Annotated in this window: 20 protein-coding genes and 4 tRNA genes; 19 read left to right on the top strand and 5 right to left on the bottom strand. The window is 33.3% G+C overall.

The genetic code is table 11. The features are described 5' to 3' along the window. Window positions 1-34 precede the first annotated feature (34 nt). Complete coding sequence (locus tag EV145_RS22075) at window positions 35-886, top strand: transketolase (RefSeq protein ID WP_133527335.1); 852 nt, start codon at window positions 35-37, stop codon at window positions 884-886. 74 nt (window positions 887-960) lie between these two features. Beyond that, window positions 961-1,914, top strand: coding sequence for a transketolase family protein (locus EV145_RS22070; RefSeq protein WP_133527334.1), 954 nt, complete (start codon window positions 961-963; stop codon window positions 1,912-1,914). 76 nt (window positions 1,915-1,990) lie between these two features. Here EV145_RS22070 and EV145_RS22065 read toward each other — a convergent pair whose 3' ends face one another. Continuing rightward, window positions 1,991-3,079, bottom strand: a complete 1,089-nt coding sequence (locus tag EV145_RS22065) for an FKBP-type peptidyl-prolyl cis-trans isomerase (protein ID WP_133527333.1) — start codon at window positions 3,077-3,079, stop codon at window positions 1,991-1,993. Window positions 3,080-3,158: 79 nt separating this feature from the next. Here EV145_RS22065 and EV145_RS22060 point away from each other — a divergent pair, with 79 nt between their 5' ends. Beyond that, entirely contained in the window at window positions 3,159-3,548 is a 390-nt protein-coding gene (locus EV145_RS22060; RefSeq protein WP_133527332.1) for an RNA-binding S4 domain-containing protein, read from the top strand. Between the two features lie 112 nt (window positions 3,549-3,660). Beyond that, the gene (locus EV145_RS22055; RefSeq protein ID WP_133527331.1) at window positions 3,661-4,161 is read left to right on the top strand and encodes a phosphoribosyltransferase family protein; all 501 of its coding nucleotides are present in this window, start codon (window positions 3,661-3,663) and stop codon (window positions 4,159-4,161) included. Here the strand turns inward: EV145_RS22055 and EV145_RS22050 are convergent. Continuing rightward, window positions 4,153-4,671 carry a shikimate kinase gene (locus EV145_RS22050; protein ID WP_133527330.1) on the bottom strand — a complete coding sequence of 173 codons (519 nt, stop codon included), beginning with the start codon at window positions 4,669-4,671 and terminating at the stop codon, window positions 4,153-4,155. The two genes, EV145_RS22055 and EV145_RS22050, sit on opposite strands and share 9 nt — an antisense overlap. Window positions 4,672-4,798: 127 nt before the next feature. On the opposite strand from EV145_RS22050, the gene EV145_RS22045 reads away from it, so the two are divergent. From EV145_RS22045 to EV145_RS22035, 3 genes are all read left to right on the top strand, one after another. Continuing rightward, a tRNA-Lys gene (locus tag EV145_RS22045) sits at window positions 4,799-4,871 on the top strand. 40 nt (window positions 4,872-4,911) lie between these two features. Then, window positions 4,912-4,984: transfer RNA gene (locus EV145_RS22040), tRNA-Lys, on the top strand. 43 nt (window positions 4,985-5,027) lie between these two features. Then, window positions 5,028-5,110, top strand: a tRNA-Leu gene (locus EV145_RS22035). 60 nt (window positions 5,111-5,170) lie between these two features. Here EV145_RS22035 and EV145_RS22030 read toward each other — a convergent pair. Then, entirely contained in the window at window positions 5,171-6,556 is a 1,386-nt protein-coding gene (locus tag EV145_RS22030) for a WG repeat-containing protein (protein WP_133527329.1), read from the bottom strand. A 386-nt stretch (window positions 6,557-6,942) separates the two neighbouring features. Here EV145_RS22030 and EV145_RS22025 point away from each other — a divergent pair. Both EV145_RS22025 and EV145_RS22020 read left to right on the top strand, forming a co-directional pair. Further along, window positions 6,943-7,015, top strand: a tRNA-Lys gene (locus tag EV145_RS22025). Between the two features lie 370 nt (window positions 7,016-7,385). Further along, window positions 7,386-9,125, top strand: a complete 1,740-nt coding sequence (locus tag EV145_RS22020; protein ID WP_133527328.1) for an amidohydrolase family protein — start codon at window positions 7,386-7,388, stop codon at window positions 9,123-9,125. 103 nt (window positions 9,126-9,228) lie between these two features. Here EV145_RS22020 and EV145_RS22015 read toward each other — a convergent pair whose 3' ends face one another. Both EV145_RS22015 and EV145_RS22010 read right to left on the bottom strand, forming a co-directional pair. Further along, entirely contained in the window at window positions 9,229-10,398 is a 1,170-nt protein-coding gene (locus EV145_RS22015) for a dipeptidase (protein ID WP_133527327.1), read from the bottom strand. A 98-nt stretch (window positions 10,399-10,496) separates the two neighbouring features. Next, a complete protein-coding gene (locus EV145_RS22010; RefSeq protein ID WP_133527326.1) occupies window positions 10,497-10,979 on the bottom strand; it encodes a nuclear transport factor 2 family protein in 483 nt (160 codons plus the stop codon). A 294-nt stretch (window positions 10,980-11,273) separates the two neighbouring features. Between EV145_RS22010 and EV145_RS22005 the strand changes: the two genes are divergently transcribed. The 10 genes from EV145_RS22005 (at window position 11,274) to EV145_RS21960 (ending at window position 18,410) form a co-directional block, all read left to right on the top strand. After that, window positions 11,274-11,597, top strand: a complete 324-nt coding sequence (locus tag EV145_RS22005; protein ID WP_133527325.1) for an ArsR/SmtB family transcription factor — start codon at window positions 11,274-11,276, stop codon at window positions 11,595-11,597. A gap of 5 nt (window positions 11,598-11,602) precedes the next feature. Then, window positions 11,603-12,070, top strand: coding sequence for an SRPBCC domain-containing protein (locus EV145_RS22000; protein WP_133527324.1), 468 nt, complete (start codon window positions 11,603-11,605; stop codon window positions 12,068-12,070). Window positions 12,071-12,076: 6 nt separating this feature from the next. After that, window positions 12,077-12,454 (top strand): DoxX family protein, encoded by a 378-nt coding sequence (locus EV145_RS21995; protein WP_133527323.1) that lies wholly within the window; start codon window positions 12,077-12,079, stop codon window positions 12,452-12,454. Window positions 12,455-12,464: 10 nt separating this feature from the next. Beyond that, the gene (locus EV145_RS21990) at window positions 12,465-13,043 is read left to right on the top strand and encodes a YdeI/OmpD-associated family protein (RefSeq protein WP_133527322.1); all 579 of its coding nucleotides are present in this window, start codon (window positions 12,465-12,467) and stop codon (window positions 13,041-13,043) included. A 24-nt stretch (window positions 13,044-13,067) separates the two neighbouring features. After that, window positions 13,068-13,733: a DNA alkylation repair protein gene (locus tag EV145_RS21985; protein WP_133527321.1), complete on the top strand. Its 666-nt coding sequence runs from the start codon at window positions 13,068-13,070 to the stop codon at window positions 13,731-13,733. 18 nt (window positions 13,734-13,751) lie between these two features. Next, the gene (locus tag EV145_RS21980) at window positions 13,752-14,309 is read left to right on the top strand and encodes a DUF4256 domain-containing protein (RefSeq protein ID WP_133527320.1); all 558 of its coding nucleotides are present in this window, start codon (window positions 13,752-13,754) and stop codon (window positions 14,307-14,309) included. A gap of 96 nt (window positions 14,310-14,405) precedes the next feature. Beyond that, window positions 14,406-14,906, top strand: a complete 501-nt coding sequence (locus EV145_RS21975; RefSeq protein WP_243739303.1) for a tetratricopeptide repeat protein — start codon at window positions 14,406-14,408, stop codon at window positions 14,904-14,906. A gap of 257 nt (window positions 14,907-15,163) precedes the next feature. Then, a complete protein-coding gene (locus tag EV145_RS21970; protein WP_133527319.1) occupies window positions 15,164-16,063 on the top strand; it encodes a MerR family transcriptional regulator in 900 nt (299 codons plus the stop codon). A gap of 37 nt (window positions 16,064-16,100) precedes the next feature. Continuing rightward, window positions 16,101-17,567, top strand: coding sequence for a phytoene desaturase family protein (locus EV145_RS21965; protein WP_133527318.1), 1,467 nt, complete (start codon window positions 16,101-16,103; stop codon window positions 17,565-17,567). A gap of 3 nt (window positions 17,568-17,570) precedes the next feature. Continuing rightward, on the top strand, window positions 17,571-18,410 hold the full coding sequence (locus tag EV145_RS21960; protein WP_133527317.1) for a phytoene/squalene synthase family protein: 840 nt from the start codon (window positions 17,571-17,573) through the stop codon (window positions 18,408-18,410). The last annotated feature ends 163 nt before the right edge of the window (window positions 18,411-18,573 follow it).

The following is an 18,573-nucleotide window of genomic DNA, read 5'->3' as shown; positions in this document are numbered from 1 at the left end:
TACTTTTGCTTCAGTTTAAAATTTTACATATAAAATGAAGCCTAACACACAACAATTAAGCGATTTAACGATCCAAGTAAGAAGAGACATTCTTAGAATGGTACATGCTGTAAACTCTGGACACCCAGGTGGTTCATTAGGTTGTACTGAATTTTTGGTAACACTATATCAAAATATTATGGACCGCAAAGAAGGTTTTGATATGAACGGAATTGGAGAAGATTTATTTTTCCTTTCAAATGGACATATCTCTCCAGTATTTTACAGCGTTTTAGCACGCAGCGGTTATTTTCCAATATCAGAACTTGCTACTTTTAGATTATTAGATTCTCGTTTACAAGGTCACCCAACAACTCATGAAGGTTTACCTGGAGTTCGTATTGCATCTGGGTCATTAGGACAAGGTTTATCTGTAGCTCTTGGGGCAGCACAAGCTAAAAAATTAAACAAAGACAATCATATTGTTTATACTTTGCACGGAGACGGAGAATTACAGGAAGGTCAAAACTGGGAAGCAATTATGTATGCTTCTGCTAAAAAAGTAGACAACATTATTGCAACTGTAGACGTTAACGGAAAACAAATTGACGGAACAACTGACGAAGTTTTACCAATGGGAAGCCTTCGCGCAAAATTCGAAGCTTTTGACTGGGATGTTCTTGAAATTAAAGAAGGGAACAGCATTGATGCTATCCTTGCTGGTTTAACTGATGCTAAATCAAGAACAGGAAAAGGAAAACCAGTTTGTATTTTATTATACACTGAAATGGGTAACGGAGTAGACTTTATGATGCACACACATGCTTGGCATGGTAAAGCGCCAAACAACGATCAGTTGGCAGCCGCTTTAGCTCAAAACTATTCTGCAGATCAAATCGATTATTAAAAAAGCTATAAGCTTTAAGCAGTAAGCTTTATGCCTATTGCCTACAGCCTATTGCGTACAGCAAAAAGACAAAAATGAAAAAATACGAAAATACAGGAAGTAAAGATACTCGTTCAGGTTTTGGAGCGGGAATGACTGAACTAGGTCAAAAAAACGAAAATGTTGTAGCATTATGTGCAGATTTAATTGGATCATTAAAATTTGATGAATTCAAAAAAAATCACCCAGAGCGTTTTTTCCAAATTGGAATTGCTGAAGCTAACATGATCGGAATCGCTGCAGGCTTAACTATTGGTGGAAAAATTCCTTTTACTGGAACTTTCGCTAACTTCTCTACAGGAAGAGTTTACGATCAAATTCGTCAATCTGTTGCTTATTCAGATAAAAATGTAAAAATCTGTGCTTCTCACGCTGGTTTAACTCTAGGAGAAGATGGTGCAACTCACCAAATTCTAGAAGATATCGGATTAATGAAAATGTTACCAGGAATGACTGTAATCAATACTTGCGATTACAACCAGACTAAAGCCGCTACAATAGCATTAGCAGATCACCATGGACCTGCTTATTTACGTTTTGGACGTCCAGTTGTGGCGAACTTCACTCCTGCTGACGAACCATTCGTAATTGGAAAAGCAATTTTACTAAACGAAGGAACAGATGTTACTATTATTGCAACAGGACATTTAGTTTGGGAAGCTCTTATTGCTGCTGAGGCATTAGAAGCAAAAGGAATTTCTGCTGAAGTAATCAACATTCATACAATTAAACCTCTTGACGAAGAAGCTATTCTTAAATCGGTTGCTAAAACAAGATGTGTGGTTACTGCAGAAGAGCACAACTACCTTGGAGGTCTTGGAGAAAGTGTTTCAGGTGTATTAGCTTTAAACAATCCAACTCCACAAGAATTTGTTGCAGTAAAAGATAGTTTTGGAGAATCTGGAACTCCAGAGCAATTAATGGAAAAATACAAACTGAACAATCAAGCGATTGTTGAAGCTGTAGAAAGAGTTATTAACAGAAAATAATTTTTACTTTTCTTTCTTTATAAAAAAACCTCGAAATTCACATTTCGAGGTTTTTTTATTTCTATTTTTATCTTAATTACTTTGCACTATGATGATTTTTATCAACATGTATTCTTAATCTTCCTGGAGAAGTATAATCACCTCCAAATGCAGGAATACCATACGTTTCGCTTTCATCAACATTTGGCGTGCTAGGATTATCCGGAATTGGATCAAAAGGATAATATTTACTTATACCAGTAACCGGAGCATCAGCAGGCTTTGTTGTTTCAAATCGAGTCGTATAACCATCTCCATCATCATCAATATCCAAGAAATCAGCTATTCCATCACCATCAGTATCATCAACCATCCACGCTGGAGGATTTGGATAACGTACTTTATCTCTTAAATCATAAACATACCCAACACCATTACCTTCTTTATTAACGTCTTCCAAATAATCAGGAATACCATCAGGTTCAGAAGATATTGCAGTACCATTTATTCTTATATCATGATCCAATCTCAATAGACCAAATAATTTAAAACTAAATACCAAACAAGAATATGAAGGAATTTTATCTTGTGCATTTGCGTAATAAGCTAATCCCGAAGGCAAAAACATTACACCTGCTCCGTAATTATCATATGTTACTACACCATTTGCTGCAGTAGTAGATGTGCCTGTTCTAAACTTAGGAAAGATTTCTCCCCAACCATCGATTACAGGAGCATCTGAATAAACGAATAACTCAAATTGAGTTCCATACCCGTATGATGTATCGAACAAAGTTCCATTTAGCAAATTACCCGAGTAAGCAGCATAAATTCTATCTGAATTACATGGAGCTTCACCCGTTCCTTTTCTTAACGTTAAATAATACACCTTGTAATCTACATCATGATTATAAACATCTCTAGACTCTAAAGGATATGTTTTTTGATCCCAAATTGAAGTTTGTGTACCTCCAGCAGGAATTTTCTTTATTACAACATCATAATCAGCACTAACGCTCTCAATATAATTCGTCTTTAAATAATTTTCGATAGAGTCTTTATCTTTTAAATATTGCTCTTTATAATCTCTTACTACGACCGTGGTTTCATCATCATCACTCTTATTACAAGAAACCATAGCGATACCAGCTAGTAATAAAATAAAATAATATTTAAATTTATTCATTATTGTTAATTTTTTAGGTGCGCAAGATACAATATTGATTTATTTTTGTAAAGAATTTAACTTCGATTTTAGAAAAATTATGAGAATAGATAAATACTTATGGTGCGTGCGTTATTACAAGACCAGAAACATGGTTACTGAAGCTTGCAAAAAAAACCATATCACAGTAAATGGGCAGGTTGCCAAACCTTCTAAAGAAGTTTTTCCTACTGATAGAATTACCTTTAGAAAAGATCAGATTACACAAATCATTACGGTTCTTGACATTCCGGAAAGCCGCGTGGGCGCAAAACTTGTCGATATATACCGCAAAAACGAAACGCCGCCTGAAGCGTATGCGCATTTAGAGTTACTAAAACTGTCTAAAGAACATTACCGAAAAAGCGGAACAGGAAGACCTACCAAAAAAGACCGAAGAGACATTGACGAATATGGCAATGAAATTTTTGACGAGGAAGAGGAAAATTAAATTCCAATTCTAATCTCATAGTCATTGGAAACATATTCCAATTCAAAAAAAATCTGAAATCTAAAATCTGAAATCTAAAATTCTAATCGTATTTTAGCAAAAAAATAAAGTCATGAGCAAAAACATCATCTTAACCAATCAGGAAATCGAACACAAAATCAAACGTATCGCTTATCAAATTTACGAGACATTTGTTGACGAAGAGGAAGTTGTGATTGCTGGAATTGCCACTAACGGATCTATTTTTGCTCAAAAACTCGCTTTGGCGTTAAGCAATATTTCAACACTAAAAGTTTCAACCTGCGAAGTCAAAGTCGACAAACAAAATCCGCAATTGCCAATTCAGACTTCTTTAACCAAAGAAGAGTACCAAAACAAAGGTTTAGTATTAGTTGATGACGTCCTTAATTCGGGCACTACTTTAATATATGCTGTTCGTCATTTCTTAGACGTTCCGCTTAAGAAATTCAAAACAGCAGTACTTGTTGACAGAAACCATAAAAAATACCCTGTAAAAGCCGATTTTAAGGGAATCTCTTTATCAACTTCTTTATTAGAGCATGTTCAGGTTGTTTTTGACGAAAATGGCGATAATTACGCGTTCTTAAGCTAAAATTTCTAAAATATCGTTAACCGTTTCTTCGACTGATCTGCCATCAACCGAAACTTTATGCTGTGCGTGGTTGTAATAGAAACTTCTGTCGAATAAATGTTTTGCGATAAATTCCTTCATTTCCTCTTCCTCCATATTTGCAATCAGTGGGCGTTTGCTCTTGTTTTGTGCCAATCTGTTATATAAAGTATCAATTGATGCTTTTAAGTATATAGATACTAAATCATCATTTTGAAGCAGTAAATGATTATTTGCATAACATGGTGTTCCACCCCCTAAACCAATAATGTTATTTTCTGAAGAATTAAGCAATTCTAAAAACATTTCATGTTCTAATTTTCGAAAATAGATCTCTCCATGTTTAGAAAAAATCTCATTTATAGACAAATTTGCTTTTTTTTCAATGCAAGAATCTAAATCTAGAAACGGAATATTTGTAATTTTTGACAAGTTTTGGGCAATTGTTGACTTTCCGCAACCCATATAACCTAATAACACTATTTTTTTCATATTAATAAAACCTTATAAACTAAGACATTGGGAACTTTTTGTAAAAAAAGACAAATTTATGATAAAAATGCTTGGAAACTTCGAAAATAACTCCTTATATTTGCACCCGCATTCAAGAAACGAATATGACTCGATAGCTCAGTCGGTAGAGCACATCACTTTTAATGATGGGGTCCTGGGTTCGAGCCCCAGTCGGGTCACAAAATTTGTGATTAACAAAATAAGTTTCTTGAAAGCAATGACTCGATAGCTCAGTCGGTAGAGCACATCACTTTTAATGATGGGGTCCTGGGTTCGAGCCCCAGTCGGGTCACAAAGGTCGGGTAATTTATTTTACTCGACCTTTTTTCATTTTTGGCCACGTGGAGAAACGGTAGACTTGCCATCTTGAGGGGGTGGTGCTCGTAAGGGCGTGTGGGTTCAAATCCCACCGTGGTCACAATAAAAAAAAGCCTGAGAATATAGATTCTCAGGCTTTTTTTTATGACTCAAAAGATCGTTAGTTAAAATTTTGCTTGTAAAATTCCCAATACTTCCCAATATTTTCATCTTCTTCAAATTTTAAATCGGGATCTATTTGATAATTTGCAATATGTTGTTTGTCATACCAGTAATCATAAAAATAATCCAAAAAGCCAGCAGCATCTTCCTTAAACATATCTCGATAAAGCCCTATTTCCAAGTTATTTTTATCATTGTAGGCCTCTATGCCTTCATCTGTTAACAACTCGTTGTTTTTAAACCATTTCAAAATAAAATAAAATGGTTTTATAGCTCCTTTTTTTGTAATAGAAAACCCATCATAACTCCATTCCGCTTTATCCCAAATTTGTTTTTGTTCGGCGTTTTTGCTTAGAAGCTCTTTTAATTCGGCATATACAACTTCTTTTTCTATTGTTTTAATTTTAGAAATTAAATTGCCGTGAATATCTATATAATAATCTTCTCTATTAAATTCAGCCCTTGTAAGTTTAGCATCAAAATAGTCAATATTTTCATTGAATTTATTAAAATCATGTATGTATTCAAATTTCGGTTCAAATTTCATCTCACCCTTGAGATTGATTAAGGTCCATTTTTTACCAATTTTGACAGGAAAAACGCCATTTCCAATCCACCTTACTTCCTCAAATTTAAATTCAATTATCGCCTTTCCTGATGCATTAATCAGTCCATATTTTTCTCCGATTTTCGCTAAACAATGTTCTTCAGTAAAAACACCTACTACTCTATCATACAAATAGTCGATAACAAGTTCATTTTTCTCATTTATAAACCCATATCTATTTTTTAATTTAACAATTGCTCTATCTTCATAAAATACTGAAATTATATTATGTTTTGTTTTAAAGATTTCCCCGTTTTTATTTATTAAAAATTCTTTGTTTTTGATTTTTACAAGTGAATAACCATTATGAAAATTACTCGCTTTATCATAATCAAATGGGATTACAACCTCATTATTTTTATTAATAAAACCATATTTCCCATCTCTTTTTATCCTTGCAAGCCCATTAGAGAAGAAAGAATATTCTATTTCGGAAGTTGAAAAAATAAATGGAATTATTTCTTCACCATTTTTATCTATTACACCGTGCCTTCTTAATTTTTCGTCATAACAAAATGCAACATCTTCAGAATATTTATCAATAGTTACATATTTTTTAAAAGGAAATAATATATCACCTTCTCTATTAATGATTGTCGAGGCAGTATGAAAATAAATTTCTCCATTATATTCAAAATTGATCTCGGACAGCTTATTTGTAACACCACAAACTTGATTTGAAAAACCACTAGTGTAGTCAAATTTTGGTTCAATGATTATTTCACCTTTTTCATTAATAAAACCATATTTATCGTTACGTTTAATTGGGTATAGCATATTGTTTTTTATTTATTTTCAAAATCAATTAAATAAATCAGAAGACGTCAATTTACTTGTAAGTATATTAAATTTCCTTTAAAGAATAGACTCGTAATTTTATTTTATTAAGAGTCAATCCATTACTTTTTATCATTATTTATTATAAAATTATTTTTAAAAGCTTGCCTTAGACTCCTACTAAAAATTATAAATATCTTAGATATTAATCAAAATCTTCAAAACCTAATAATAGTTTTTAATTCCCGGTCGTTTGAATCTTAAAAAAAACAGATCTTATTTTACTGTAAAATAGGCTTTTATAAATTATTACAAAAAAGCATTTAAAAAAGGCTTCATAACCTAAATAAAGTACTTATATTTGCACCCTCATTAGAGAAAACAATGACTCGATAGCTCAGTCGGTAGAGCACATCACTTTTAATGATGGGGTCCTGGGTTCGAGCCCCAGTCGGGTCACAAAAGGTCAAGTATTAATTTACTTGACCTTTTTTCTTTTTCACAAACGAGATATCTCTCTTAGAAGATGAAACTATTTAATTCTTCTTCTTATTAACTAACTCAGATTCTTTCTCTTTAAAATTCATTTTTACATTTTCTCAACTTCTTTAAAATGAAATGCTTTCTTTTTTAAATTCGGATACTATAAATCTATCAGCAAAATTTTATTTCGTGTAAATTTAAAATAAGAACTAACTTAGCAATATAAATAAATCAAAATTTTAGTATTAAAAAAATCGAAGCTATACCAAATAAGGCTTAAATCCCCTAAAAAAACAAGTTGCACAAGAAACAACTATTCACTTTTAAGTAACTAACATCAATAAAAATGACAAAGAAATACTTTTTTGCACTTTGGTTTTTGATTTCATCTTTATCAGTGTTTTCACAAACTTACATCACAAATACCACAGTCGTTGATGTGGAAAACCATAAGTTAATACCTGAACAGACCGTTGTCCTAACTAATGACAAAATTTCGAGTATTCAATCCAGCAAAAAAATTAAAATTCCCACAAATTCAAATATCATTGATGGATCAGGAAAATATCTTGCACCTGGTTTGACCGATGCCCATATTCATTTTTTTCAGAATGGTGGCTTATACACTCGTCCAGATGTTATAGATTTAAGAAAGTTTGCTCCATATGATAAGGAAATTGCTTTTGCAAAAAGCAACATGGAAGATAAACTGCGCCGCTACTTACAAAACGGAATTACAACTGTTATTGATGTTGGAGCAAATTACCATTATCTACAACAGCGAAATGATTTTAAAGATAAAAATTATGCGCCAACCATTTTTATAACTGGACCTTTGGCCACAACTTACGAACCAGCTGTGTACCAAAACTTAAAAGATGATGAACCATTTGTTTTAACAAAAACAGTTGAAGAAGGAATTAAATCGGTTCAAAATCAGTTGCAATACAAACCCGATTTTATTAAAATTTGGTATATCGCCGGAGCCGATGGATTACCCGTTGAAGAAAGTGCCCGAAAAAATCTACCAATAGTAAAAGCAGTTATTGATGAAGCGCACAAGTACAATCTAAAAGTTGCCGTACATGCAACGGAAAGAATTACAGCGCAATTATCTGTAGAAAACGGAGCCGATCTTTTAGTACATAGTGTAGAAGACGAAGTTATAAAACCTGATTTTATCGCTTTATTAAAAAAGAAAAAAACAATTCTGTGCCCAACATTGGTGGTTCACAGAAATTATAGCAATTCACTTGGACAGCAAATCAAATTCAGTTTATATGAATTAGAAAAATCCGATGCTTTTCAGCTTGGTTCTTTGCAAGATTTAAAACACATTGCAGATACAGCTTTGGTAAACAAATATAAAAAGGCCAGATTATCGCAAAAAAGAATAGACAATCTAAAAAGCGACGAAAGCAATATGCTTACCAATTTAAAATTACTCTCAGACGCAGGTGTAATTATTGCGACCGGAACAGATGCTGGAAATATAGGAACATTGCATGCAACATCCTATCAGCCTGAACTAAAAATGATGCAGGAAAGTGGCATTGGCAATTGGCAAATTCTGACCGCTTCAACGCTTAACGGAGCTAAATTTATTGGAAAAGAAAAAGAATTTGGAAGTATTGCTGTTGGCAAAAAAGCTAATTTGATTTTACTAGACCAAAACCCTGTCGAAAACCTTGAGAACTTAACTAAAATAAACAAAGTAATTAACCAAGGAACTGTTTTTAATCCGAATGAGATCCTAAAAGACACACCCGAAATTCTAGTACAGCGTCAATTGAATGGCTACAACTTCAGAAATATTGATGCTTTTTTAGAGCCGTATGCTGAGGATGTTGAATTGTATGATTATCCAAATACATTGATTGCCAAAGGAAAAGAAAAAATTAGAGGAAATTATCAAAAAATGTTTGAAAACACTCCTAATCTACATTGTGAAATAAAAGGCAGAATTGTACAAGGAAACATTGTTATCGACCAAGAGCATGTTTTATTTGGCGATAAATATTTAGACGCAACCGCAATTTATCATATTGAAAATGGAAAAATCAAAAAAGTATATTTTATTCAATAAATAGAATTTTGAACTTCTTACTAAAATCAAAAAACCTATTTCAAATGAGATAGGTTTTTTGTTTATCTTTTTTATTTAAAAAAATCTTCAAAATCCTTTTTTTCTAATTCACTTCATTAGCCTTCAAAACCCTTAAAATATTTCCACCCAGAATTTTATTAATATCTTTTTCTGAATATCCTTTTTCTAACAAAGCTTTAGTAATTAATGGATAAGATGTAACATCATCAAGTTGTTGGGGAGGAAGAACAATTCCGTCAAAATCTGAACCAATGCCAACATAATCTACACCAACTAATTTTATAACATATTCGATATGCTCTATAACTAAAGCAAACGGAGCTCTTAAACTATCCGATTCTTGTTTGTATTTTACATGAATCATTTCTTCGGCTATGTTTTCATTTTTTATAGCGACATGTAAAGAATCAAACTCTTTTTTATGGCTTTCCATAAATGCCTCTTCGCGTTTCTTTTCTGTTGGATCAATAAAACCTGAATTAAAATTAATTTGAACAACACCATTATTTTTGGCAATCGCCTTTATCTGATCGTCTTTTAAATTTCTTGGCACTGGACAAAGCTTGTAAACCGAACTATGCGACGCGATAATAGGTTTAGAAGTCGTTTCGATAACATCCCAAAATGTTTTTTCATTCACGTGAGAAACATCGACCAGCATTCCTATTTTATTCATATGCCGAACTACCTTCTTTCCAAAATCAGATAATCCTTTTCCTTTAAATTCAGGCTTAGAATTATCATCAAAAGCACTTGTTGCCCAATCGGTTGAATTATTCCACGTAAGTGTCATATATCGCGTTCCACGATTATAAAGCGCATCTAGATTATCCAAACTGTTTTCAATCTGATGCCCGCCTTCAATTCCAATTAAAGCTGCAATTTTATTTTGCTTTACAACGCCTAGAATTTCTTTTACGTTAGCAGTTTTTACAATTTTATCAGGATTTCTTTTGATTACAGCGTCAAGACTATCGATTTGACGATTTGCAAATGCGTAAGGACTTTGTTGATTGCCATCGCTCCAGACAGAGAAAAACTGAACATCCAGTCCGCCAATTTTAAATCTAGTTAAATCACTGTGCGTTTTTCCACGCAAATCAGAATCCAATGCAAAATTATACTGCATCACTTTGGTTAAAAAATCATTATGAGTATCTACAAGAATGGCTTTTTGGTGAATTTTACTATAATCTTGCGCATTTGCATTATTTATTAATAAGACAAGTACAATAAACAGTTTTATTTTCATTTTGTTATTTGATAAAGTTTTGGAATTGCTCGCTTGTTTTTATTCAGGCCGTCAGTACTACTAACTTTTCTTAGTTCCTTTTTAATTCTCTATTGCATCTAACTCTTATGATCAAAACTCAAAACCTCTTTCAAAACCCACTCCTTATTAATTAAAAGATAAACATGTGTAAATTTTGCTGTGCTGGTAAAAACATCCGGCTTATTTGCCTCTCTTATGTAAAAATCATGAATTCCTGTTTGCACAACCCCATATAATTTGCCTTCACTATAAAGCGGATACACTTCAAGACTTTCTGGTTTTACTTTTCGTATTGGTTTTTGAGAACCTTTGGCACAAATATTCTTTTTAACATTTTCTAAAAAAGTCTTTTTATTCTGAATACCACCTTGATCATGATAAAAAACCAAATCTGGATGAATCGCTTTTTCTAAAAAAGCTATATCGCACTGATTAAAGCTCTTTTCAAAAAAAATACTGTCGTGTTTCTTTAACGTCAAAAACAACTCCGAATCTTTTGCTGCCTGCGCAAAAAGTGTAGCCGAAATATTCAACACAAATAATAAGAGTAATTTTTTCATATCTAAATTTATTAGTTCTCACAATTCATTTAAGCAAATACAAATTAAAATCGCATTGTAATTAGTAATGATGCAACCCTTTTAGAAATCTTGTATTATGTATTAAAAGTAAAACAAAGCAGTTAAAAACAATTTTCCCAAAGCAATATTTTTTATTTATCCAATGAATTTGCAACTTCAAACTTATTTAAATTCACAAAACACTCACATTTTCAATTTATTACAAAATAAATATGTTAAAAAATTTGCGTAGCCAAATGACTTCATTTAAATTTGTAGCCAAATAACTTCACAATGAATTTAAGAAGAGATGTATTTCAGGCAATAGCCGATCCTACAAGAAGAGCTATTTTACTTTTATTGACTTCGCATTCCATGACTGCAGGTGCAATCGCGTCGCAGTTCGACACGGCTCGCCCAACAGTTTCGAAACATTTAAAAATTTTGACGGAATGCGAATTATTACAGCAAACACAAAATGGCCGAGAGGTCTATTACACCATAAATGCAAAAAAAATGAAACAAATAGCTGATTTCATAGAACCTTTCCGTCAAATGTGGGATGAAAGATTCAATAAACTCGAAGACATTATGAAAAACTATAAACCCGAAAACTAACTGCTATGGAATTAAAAACAAAAATAGACGCACAAGAAAGCAAACAGGATCTAATCATTACACGAGAATTTGATCTGCCTGTTGCATTGCTTTTTAAAGCGTATGAAGAAGCTGAAATTGTTGCGCAATGGATGGGCACAAAAGTTTTAAAACTGGAAAGCAAAAAACATGGCTCTTATCAATTTGAGACAAGCGATGCAAACGGAAATGTAGTTTTTAAAGCAAATGGTGCAATTCATGACTTTATTCCAAATCAAAAAATTACCAGAACATTTGAAATGGAAAATTCTCCTTTTACTGCTCAATTAGAGTTTTTAGAATTTGAACAACTAAATGATAATCGCAGCAAACTTACTATGCAGATCGTCTATAAATCTAACGAACTTAGAGATCAAATGCTGCAATTGCCATTTAAACAAGGCCTAAATATGGCACACAACCGATTACAAGAAATTTGTAATAACCTAAAATAAATCATCATGACAAAAAGAAACAAAATCATTTATTGGACTGCTACGCTTTGGCTGGCATTAGGAATGCTTTCCACAGGAATCGTACAATTGATGCAGTCAAAAGACGAAGCGCTAAGGATGTCACATTTGGGGTATCCAATTTATTTGCTAACTTTATTAGCCGTTTGGAAATTTCTAGGTGTAATTGCAGTACTAATCCCAAAATTCCCATTATTAAAAGAATGGGCTTATGCCGGTTTTTTCTTTGCAATGTCGGGTGCAATATTTTCACATTTTGCAGCGGGCGATAATGCTAAAGATTTTTTCGGTCCCGCTCTTTTGATTGTATTGACGATAATTTCTTGGTATTTCAGACCGGCTGAACGAAAACTAATTAACGTTTAAACTTATAAAAATGAATCCGAAAGTTGACTTTTTCTTTGATAAGGCCACAAAATGGCAGGAAGAATTAGAGCTAATGCGAACCATTGCTCTCGAATGCCAGCTTACCGAAGAATTGAAATGGGGAAATCCATGTTATATGTACCAAGACAGCAACGTCGTTTTAATTCATGCTTTTAAAGAATATTGCGCTTTTTTATTTTTTAAAGGTGCTTTGATGAAAGATACCGATGGAATTTTAATTCAGCAGTCCGAGAACGTCCAAGCAGCACGCCATATTCGATTTACAAATCTTAAAGAAATTGTTGATTTAAAGCCGATTCTTAAAACGTATATCTATCAGGCAATTGAAATTGAAAAAGCAGGATTAAAAGTCAAGTTGAAAAAAACTTCTGATTTTCCAGTTTCCGAAGAATTTCAAAAGAAACTAAATGAAGATCCAGCATTAAAAAAAGCTTTCGAATCTCTTACTCCAGGAAGGCAAAGAGCGTACTTATTGCACTTTTCTCAACCAAAACAAGCCAAAACACGAGAAGCTAGAGTCGAAAAACACACGCAAAACATTCTTGACGGAAAAGGTTTAAATGATTAATTTGCCGTTTTAATACAAATCAAAATGACAGCTAAAGATATTTTAATACAACTCAAATCTCTTGGAGATGAAAAAGTGTTTGCCCAAAATAAAAAACGTGGTGCTTCTGAGAATCAGTTTGGCGTTAAAATGGGAGACATTCGAACATTGGCAAAAAAAATAAAAATCAATCACGAATTAGCACTAGAACTTTGGGACACTGGAAATGCCGACGCCCGATTTTTAGCAATATTGATTATTGACCCAAAAAAGCTTTCAAACGAGCAAATAGCCAAAATGGTTTCCTCGGAAAAATTCGTTCACATTGCCGATTGGTTTTATTCCTATATAATAAAAGATTACGCCGATCGAGAAACTTTACGCCAAGCTTGGATGCATACTGATGATATAATGCACGGTCGCGCCGCATGGAGCCTTACCAGCGGATGTGTTGCCCGAAATCCTGAAATTCTTGATTTGCCAGCGTTACTCGACCGAATTGAAAATGAAATGCCAACAGCTGCGCCAGAAGTTCAATGGACAATGAACAGTACTTTGGCACAAATTGGAATTAAATTCCCAGAATATCGACAACGCGCTTTAGCCATTGGAGAAAAACTTGGTATTTACAGAGATTATCCAACATCAAAAGGCTGTACTTCTCCTTTTGCACCAATTTGGATTAACGAAATGGTTCGTCGACAAGAATAGTGATTAAAAAATAGTAAAATGAAAAATAAAATTTCGGAAGAAGAACAACAACAGCTGATCAGTATTTTGAAAGTTCGTTTTGAGAAAAATCCAAAGCGTCATCAAAATATAGAATGGTCAAAGGTTGACACTAAACTCAGAGCTAATCCTGAAAAACTTTGGTCATTGCTTCAAATGGAAAAAACAGAAGGCGAACCAGATGTTGTAGGTTATGATAAAAATAATGACGAATATTTATTTTTTGATTGTACAGCCGAAAGTCCAAAAGCTCGCAGGAGTCTTTGTTACGATCGAAAAGCATTGGATTCAAGAAAAGAACATAAACCTAAAAACAGCGCTGTTGATATGGCAGACGAAATGGGAATTGCGCTTTTAACCGAAGAACAATATCGACAATTGCAAGAACTTGGGGATTTTGACACCAAAACGTCCAGCTGGATCGCAACTCCCGATGATGTTCGAAAATTGGGCGGTGCCGTATTTTGTGATTTCCGTTATGGCAGAGTTTTTCTTTATCATAATGGCGCCGAATCCTATTATGCCGCAAGAGGATTTCGAGGATATTTGAAAATTTAATTAAATCACATTTATTTTACGCCAGAAGTTCTCTGACAAAATAAATCTTTCTTAAATTCGTTTGGAAATAATTAATCACTAATCCCAAATTAGTTTATGAAAAACCTACTATTAGTATCATTTATTATGATTACTTGCTCTTCCTGGGCACAATCTGCAACTGCTTATTTTGACAAAGCCATGAAAAAAGCGGAAGCGGGCAATACAAAAGGCGCCATCGCTGATTACACCAAAGCTATCAGCATGAATTCAAAATTTGTTGAAGCCTACCAAAACCGTGGCGTAGCCAAACTTAAGCTAAACGATTTAAAAGGCGCTCTAGCAGATTTTAGCAAAACAATTGAACTAGACAGCATGAATGCCGATGCTTTTACTGGAAGAGCAAACGTAAATTACAAATTAATGAACTACAAAGAAGCCATCGACGATTGCACTTCGTCACTTGGTTTGAATCCCAAAGATTATATCGCGTACAATTTACGAGGTTTGGCTTATAACAAAAGTGGCGACAAGAAAAATGCCTGTAAAGATTTTTCGAAAGCCATTGAACTTGGCAGTCAAAGTGCCATCAAAAACAAAGCGACTTTTTGCAAATAAACGAAAACGTAAAAATCGGTCTGTAGAAATAGTTCTACAGACCGACTTTTTCATCAAATAACTTATTCAATTCTTCTTAGAACAACTCTAAATAGTTCGTTTTTGAGTATTCAAAATTAAAACTATAAAAAAAAAGAGCTCCTTTTAAGTCATTTAAATCAGTATGTTACTACAAACTTTCAATAATCGATCATTTTGATAAAGTTTTAAAGGTTTTTTCAGATTTTATTATATTTTTGTTTATTCAACAATGAAAAATGGTAAACAATATAAAAACAGTTTTCAGCATAAAAGATCTTGAAAACTTATCTGGCATAAAAGCGCATACAATTCGAATTTGGGAAAAAAGATATAACATTCTTGAACCCATGCGAACTGATACCAATATCAGACTATATAATTTACAAAATCTACAGAAGCTTTTGAATATAACTTTACTGCATCAGTACGGTTATAAAATATCTAAAATTGCGACTTATCCTGAGGAGAAAATTCCGGTGTTAGTACGTGAAATCATTTCGAAGAAAAATTCACAAAACTATGCGATCACTTCGTTTAAAATGGCGATGATGAATTTCGATCAGGAATTATTCTTCAATACTTTTGATTGGCTTATCTCAGAGAAAAGCTTTAAAGAAGTTTTTAAAGAACATTTTCTTCCGTTGTTGAAAGAATTGGGCTTGTTATGGCAATCTGAAACCATAACACCCGCAAATGAACACTTCATGAGTCATTTGATCAAGCAGAAAATTCTAATTTATACGGAAAGTCTTCAAATTTTAAAACCAACAAAAACAGACCGAATTTTTGTTCTTTCATTGCCTTTAAATGAAATTCATCAAATTGGTCTTTTATATCTGCAATACGAAATTTTATCAAAAGGATACAAAACCATTTATTTAGGCGAAAGCATGCCTATTGAAAACCTGCAGGATCTTACTCGTCATTTCGAAAACATAACCTTCGTTTCTTTCATGACTGTTCAGCCTGATAGAACTGTTATTAATCAATATGTAAAATCGATGGCGCAAAAACTATTGCTGAAAAATAACGAAATCTGGCTTATGGGCAATATGGTTGAACATATTGATCAATCAAATCTACATGAGCGCATTCGTATTTTTGACTCAATGGAAGAAACTATCGAAGAAATATAATTATTTTGTTTAAAGTTTTTGTATATTTGTTAAACAAATGACAAAAACAATTATCATATTAGGATCAGGATTTTCATCCTTAGCAGCGTCGTGTTATCTAGCAAAAAAAGGACACGATGTTACTATCTATGAAAAAAATCCAACCATTGGAGGCCGCGCGAGACAATTTAAAAAAGACGGTTTTACCTTTGATATGGGACCAAGCTGGTACTGGATGCCAGATGTTTTTGATCGCTTTTTTCAGGATTTTAATAAACAAACTTCTAATTATTACGAGCTTATAAAACTCAATCCTGCTTATCGGGTTTATTTTGGAACAAATGATTTTATTAGCATTTGCGACAATTTAGAAGAAATTAAAGCTGCTTTTGAAGAAATCGAAAAAGGAAGCGGCAATAAACTTCAAGACTTTATCGATCAGGCAAAAAGCAATTATGATATTGCGATTAAAGATCTTGTATATCGCCCCGGAGTTTCTCCATTAGAACTTATTACACCAAAAACAGCTTTAAAACTCAATCAGTTTTTGAGCAACGTGAGTCATGATATTCGAAAGAAATTCAAAAACCAAAAATTAATTCAAATCTTAGAATTTCCTGTTTTATTTCTGGGAGCAAAACCCAGCAAAACGCCTTCCTTTTACAATTTTATGAATTATGCCGATTTCGGCCTAGGAACCTGGCATCCTAAAACAGGAATGTTTGACGTTATTCGAGGCATTGAAAAATTAGCTTTAGAACTTGGCGTAACAATTAAAACCAATTCGCCAATTGAAAAAATAATTGTTGAAAACAAAACTGCAACTGGAGTTAAAATCAATGGCGAAATCATAAAAGCCGACCTGATTTTAAGCGGTGCCGATTATCAGCATACCGAATCTTTGCTTGAAAAAGAACATCGTGCCTATTCTGATGAATATTGGGAAAATCGAATTTTCGCTCCATCTTCTCTCCTATTTTTCATTGGTTTCAATAAAAAAATAGAAAACATTTCGCATCATGCTTTATTTTTTGATGTTGATTTCGATACACATGCAAAAGCAATTTATGATGATCCACAATGGCCGGAATCTCCTTTATTTTATGCCAATTTTCCATCCAAAACAGATCTCACTGCTGCGCCAGACGGAATGGAATCTGGATTTTTCTTAATTCCGCTTGCACCCGGAATTGAAGATAATGAAGAACTTCGAGAAGAATATTTCGAAAAGATAATCTCTCGTTTTGAGGAGCTTACACAACAAAAAATTAAAAACAACATTATATTTAAGAGATCATTCTGCAAAAATGATTTCGTAACAGATTACAATGCGTATAAAGGCAACGCTTACGGAATGGCGAATACTTTATTGCAGACTGCTTTTTTAAGGCCAAAACTAAAAAGCAAAAAAGTACGTAATTTATATTTCACAGGACAATTAACTGTTCCTGGCCCAGGGGTTCCGCCTGCTTTAATTTCGGGAAAATTGGTTGCTGAGTTAATTCAAAAATCTTTTAGATCTTAAAAAATGAAATCACTATTCGACGCCGTTTCTTTCAAATGCAGTAAACTGATTACGCAAAATTACAGTTCCTCATTTTCATTGGCAGTAAAAATGTTATCGCCAAGTATTCGTGATGCCATTTACAGCATTTACGGATTCGTTCGTTTTGCTGACGAAATCGTAGATTCATTTCACGATTATGAAAAAGAGTATCTTATCGAGGATTTCGAAAAAGAATATTACAAAGCAATGCAGTTAGGCATCAGCTTGAATCCAATTTTAAATTCTTTCCAGCATACGGTTAAAGAATACAATATTACCGATGATTTAGTTCAGGCATTTTTGCGAAGCATGAAACTCGACCTCATAAAATCAACTTACAATACGCAAACCGAATATGCCGATTATATCTACGGCTCTGCCGATGTTGTGGGCTTAATGTGTCTGAAAGTTTTTGTTGGAGGAAAAGAACAAAAATACGAGCAATTAAAACACGAAGCCATGCGTTTAGGTTCTGCTTTTCAAAAAGTAAATTTCTTGAGAGATTTAAGAGACGACAATCTCATTTTAAACCGAACTTATTTTCCGGGAATCAATCTCAACAATTTCAATGAAGATGCAAAAGCGCAAATCATCAAAGAAATCGAAGAAGATTTCCGAGTTGCTTATCAAGGAATTGTAAAACTGCCAATGGAAGCTAAATTTGGCGTTTACACCGCTTATATTTACTATAAAAAACTGCTCAAAAAGCTAAAAAACACGCCATCTCATCAAATTGGAAATACCAGAATCCGTGTTTCTAATTATACAAAAGCAGGACTTTTAGCGCAGTCTTTTGTGACGTATAAATTGAAAATGGTTTAGATTTACCAAGCATTTTGTCATCCTGAGCGAAGTCGAAGGACCGCAAGTAGCTCCGCAATCTAAAGTGGCAATCTTTGTCGAGCTTCTCGCGAAGATTTCTCCTTCGTCGAAATTGTAAAGGTTAGATAATTCGGTAACAAAATTTAACTTTAATAAATTTTGT

Source organism: Flavobacterium sp. 245, from assembly GCF_004362055.1.
Classification (GTDB): domain Bacteria; phylum Bacteroidota; class Bacteroidia; order Flavobacteriales; family Flavobacteriaceae; genus Flavobacterium.
Note: the sequence above shows the minus strand (reverse complement) of the source record. Positions and strands in the feature narration are given on the sequence as shown.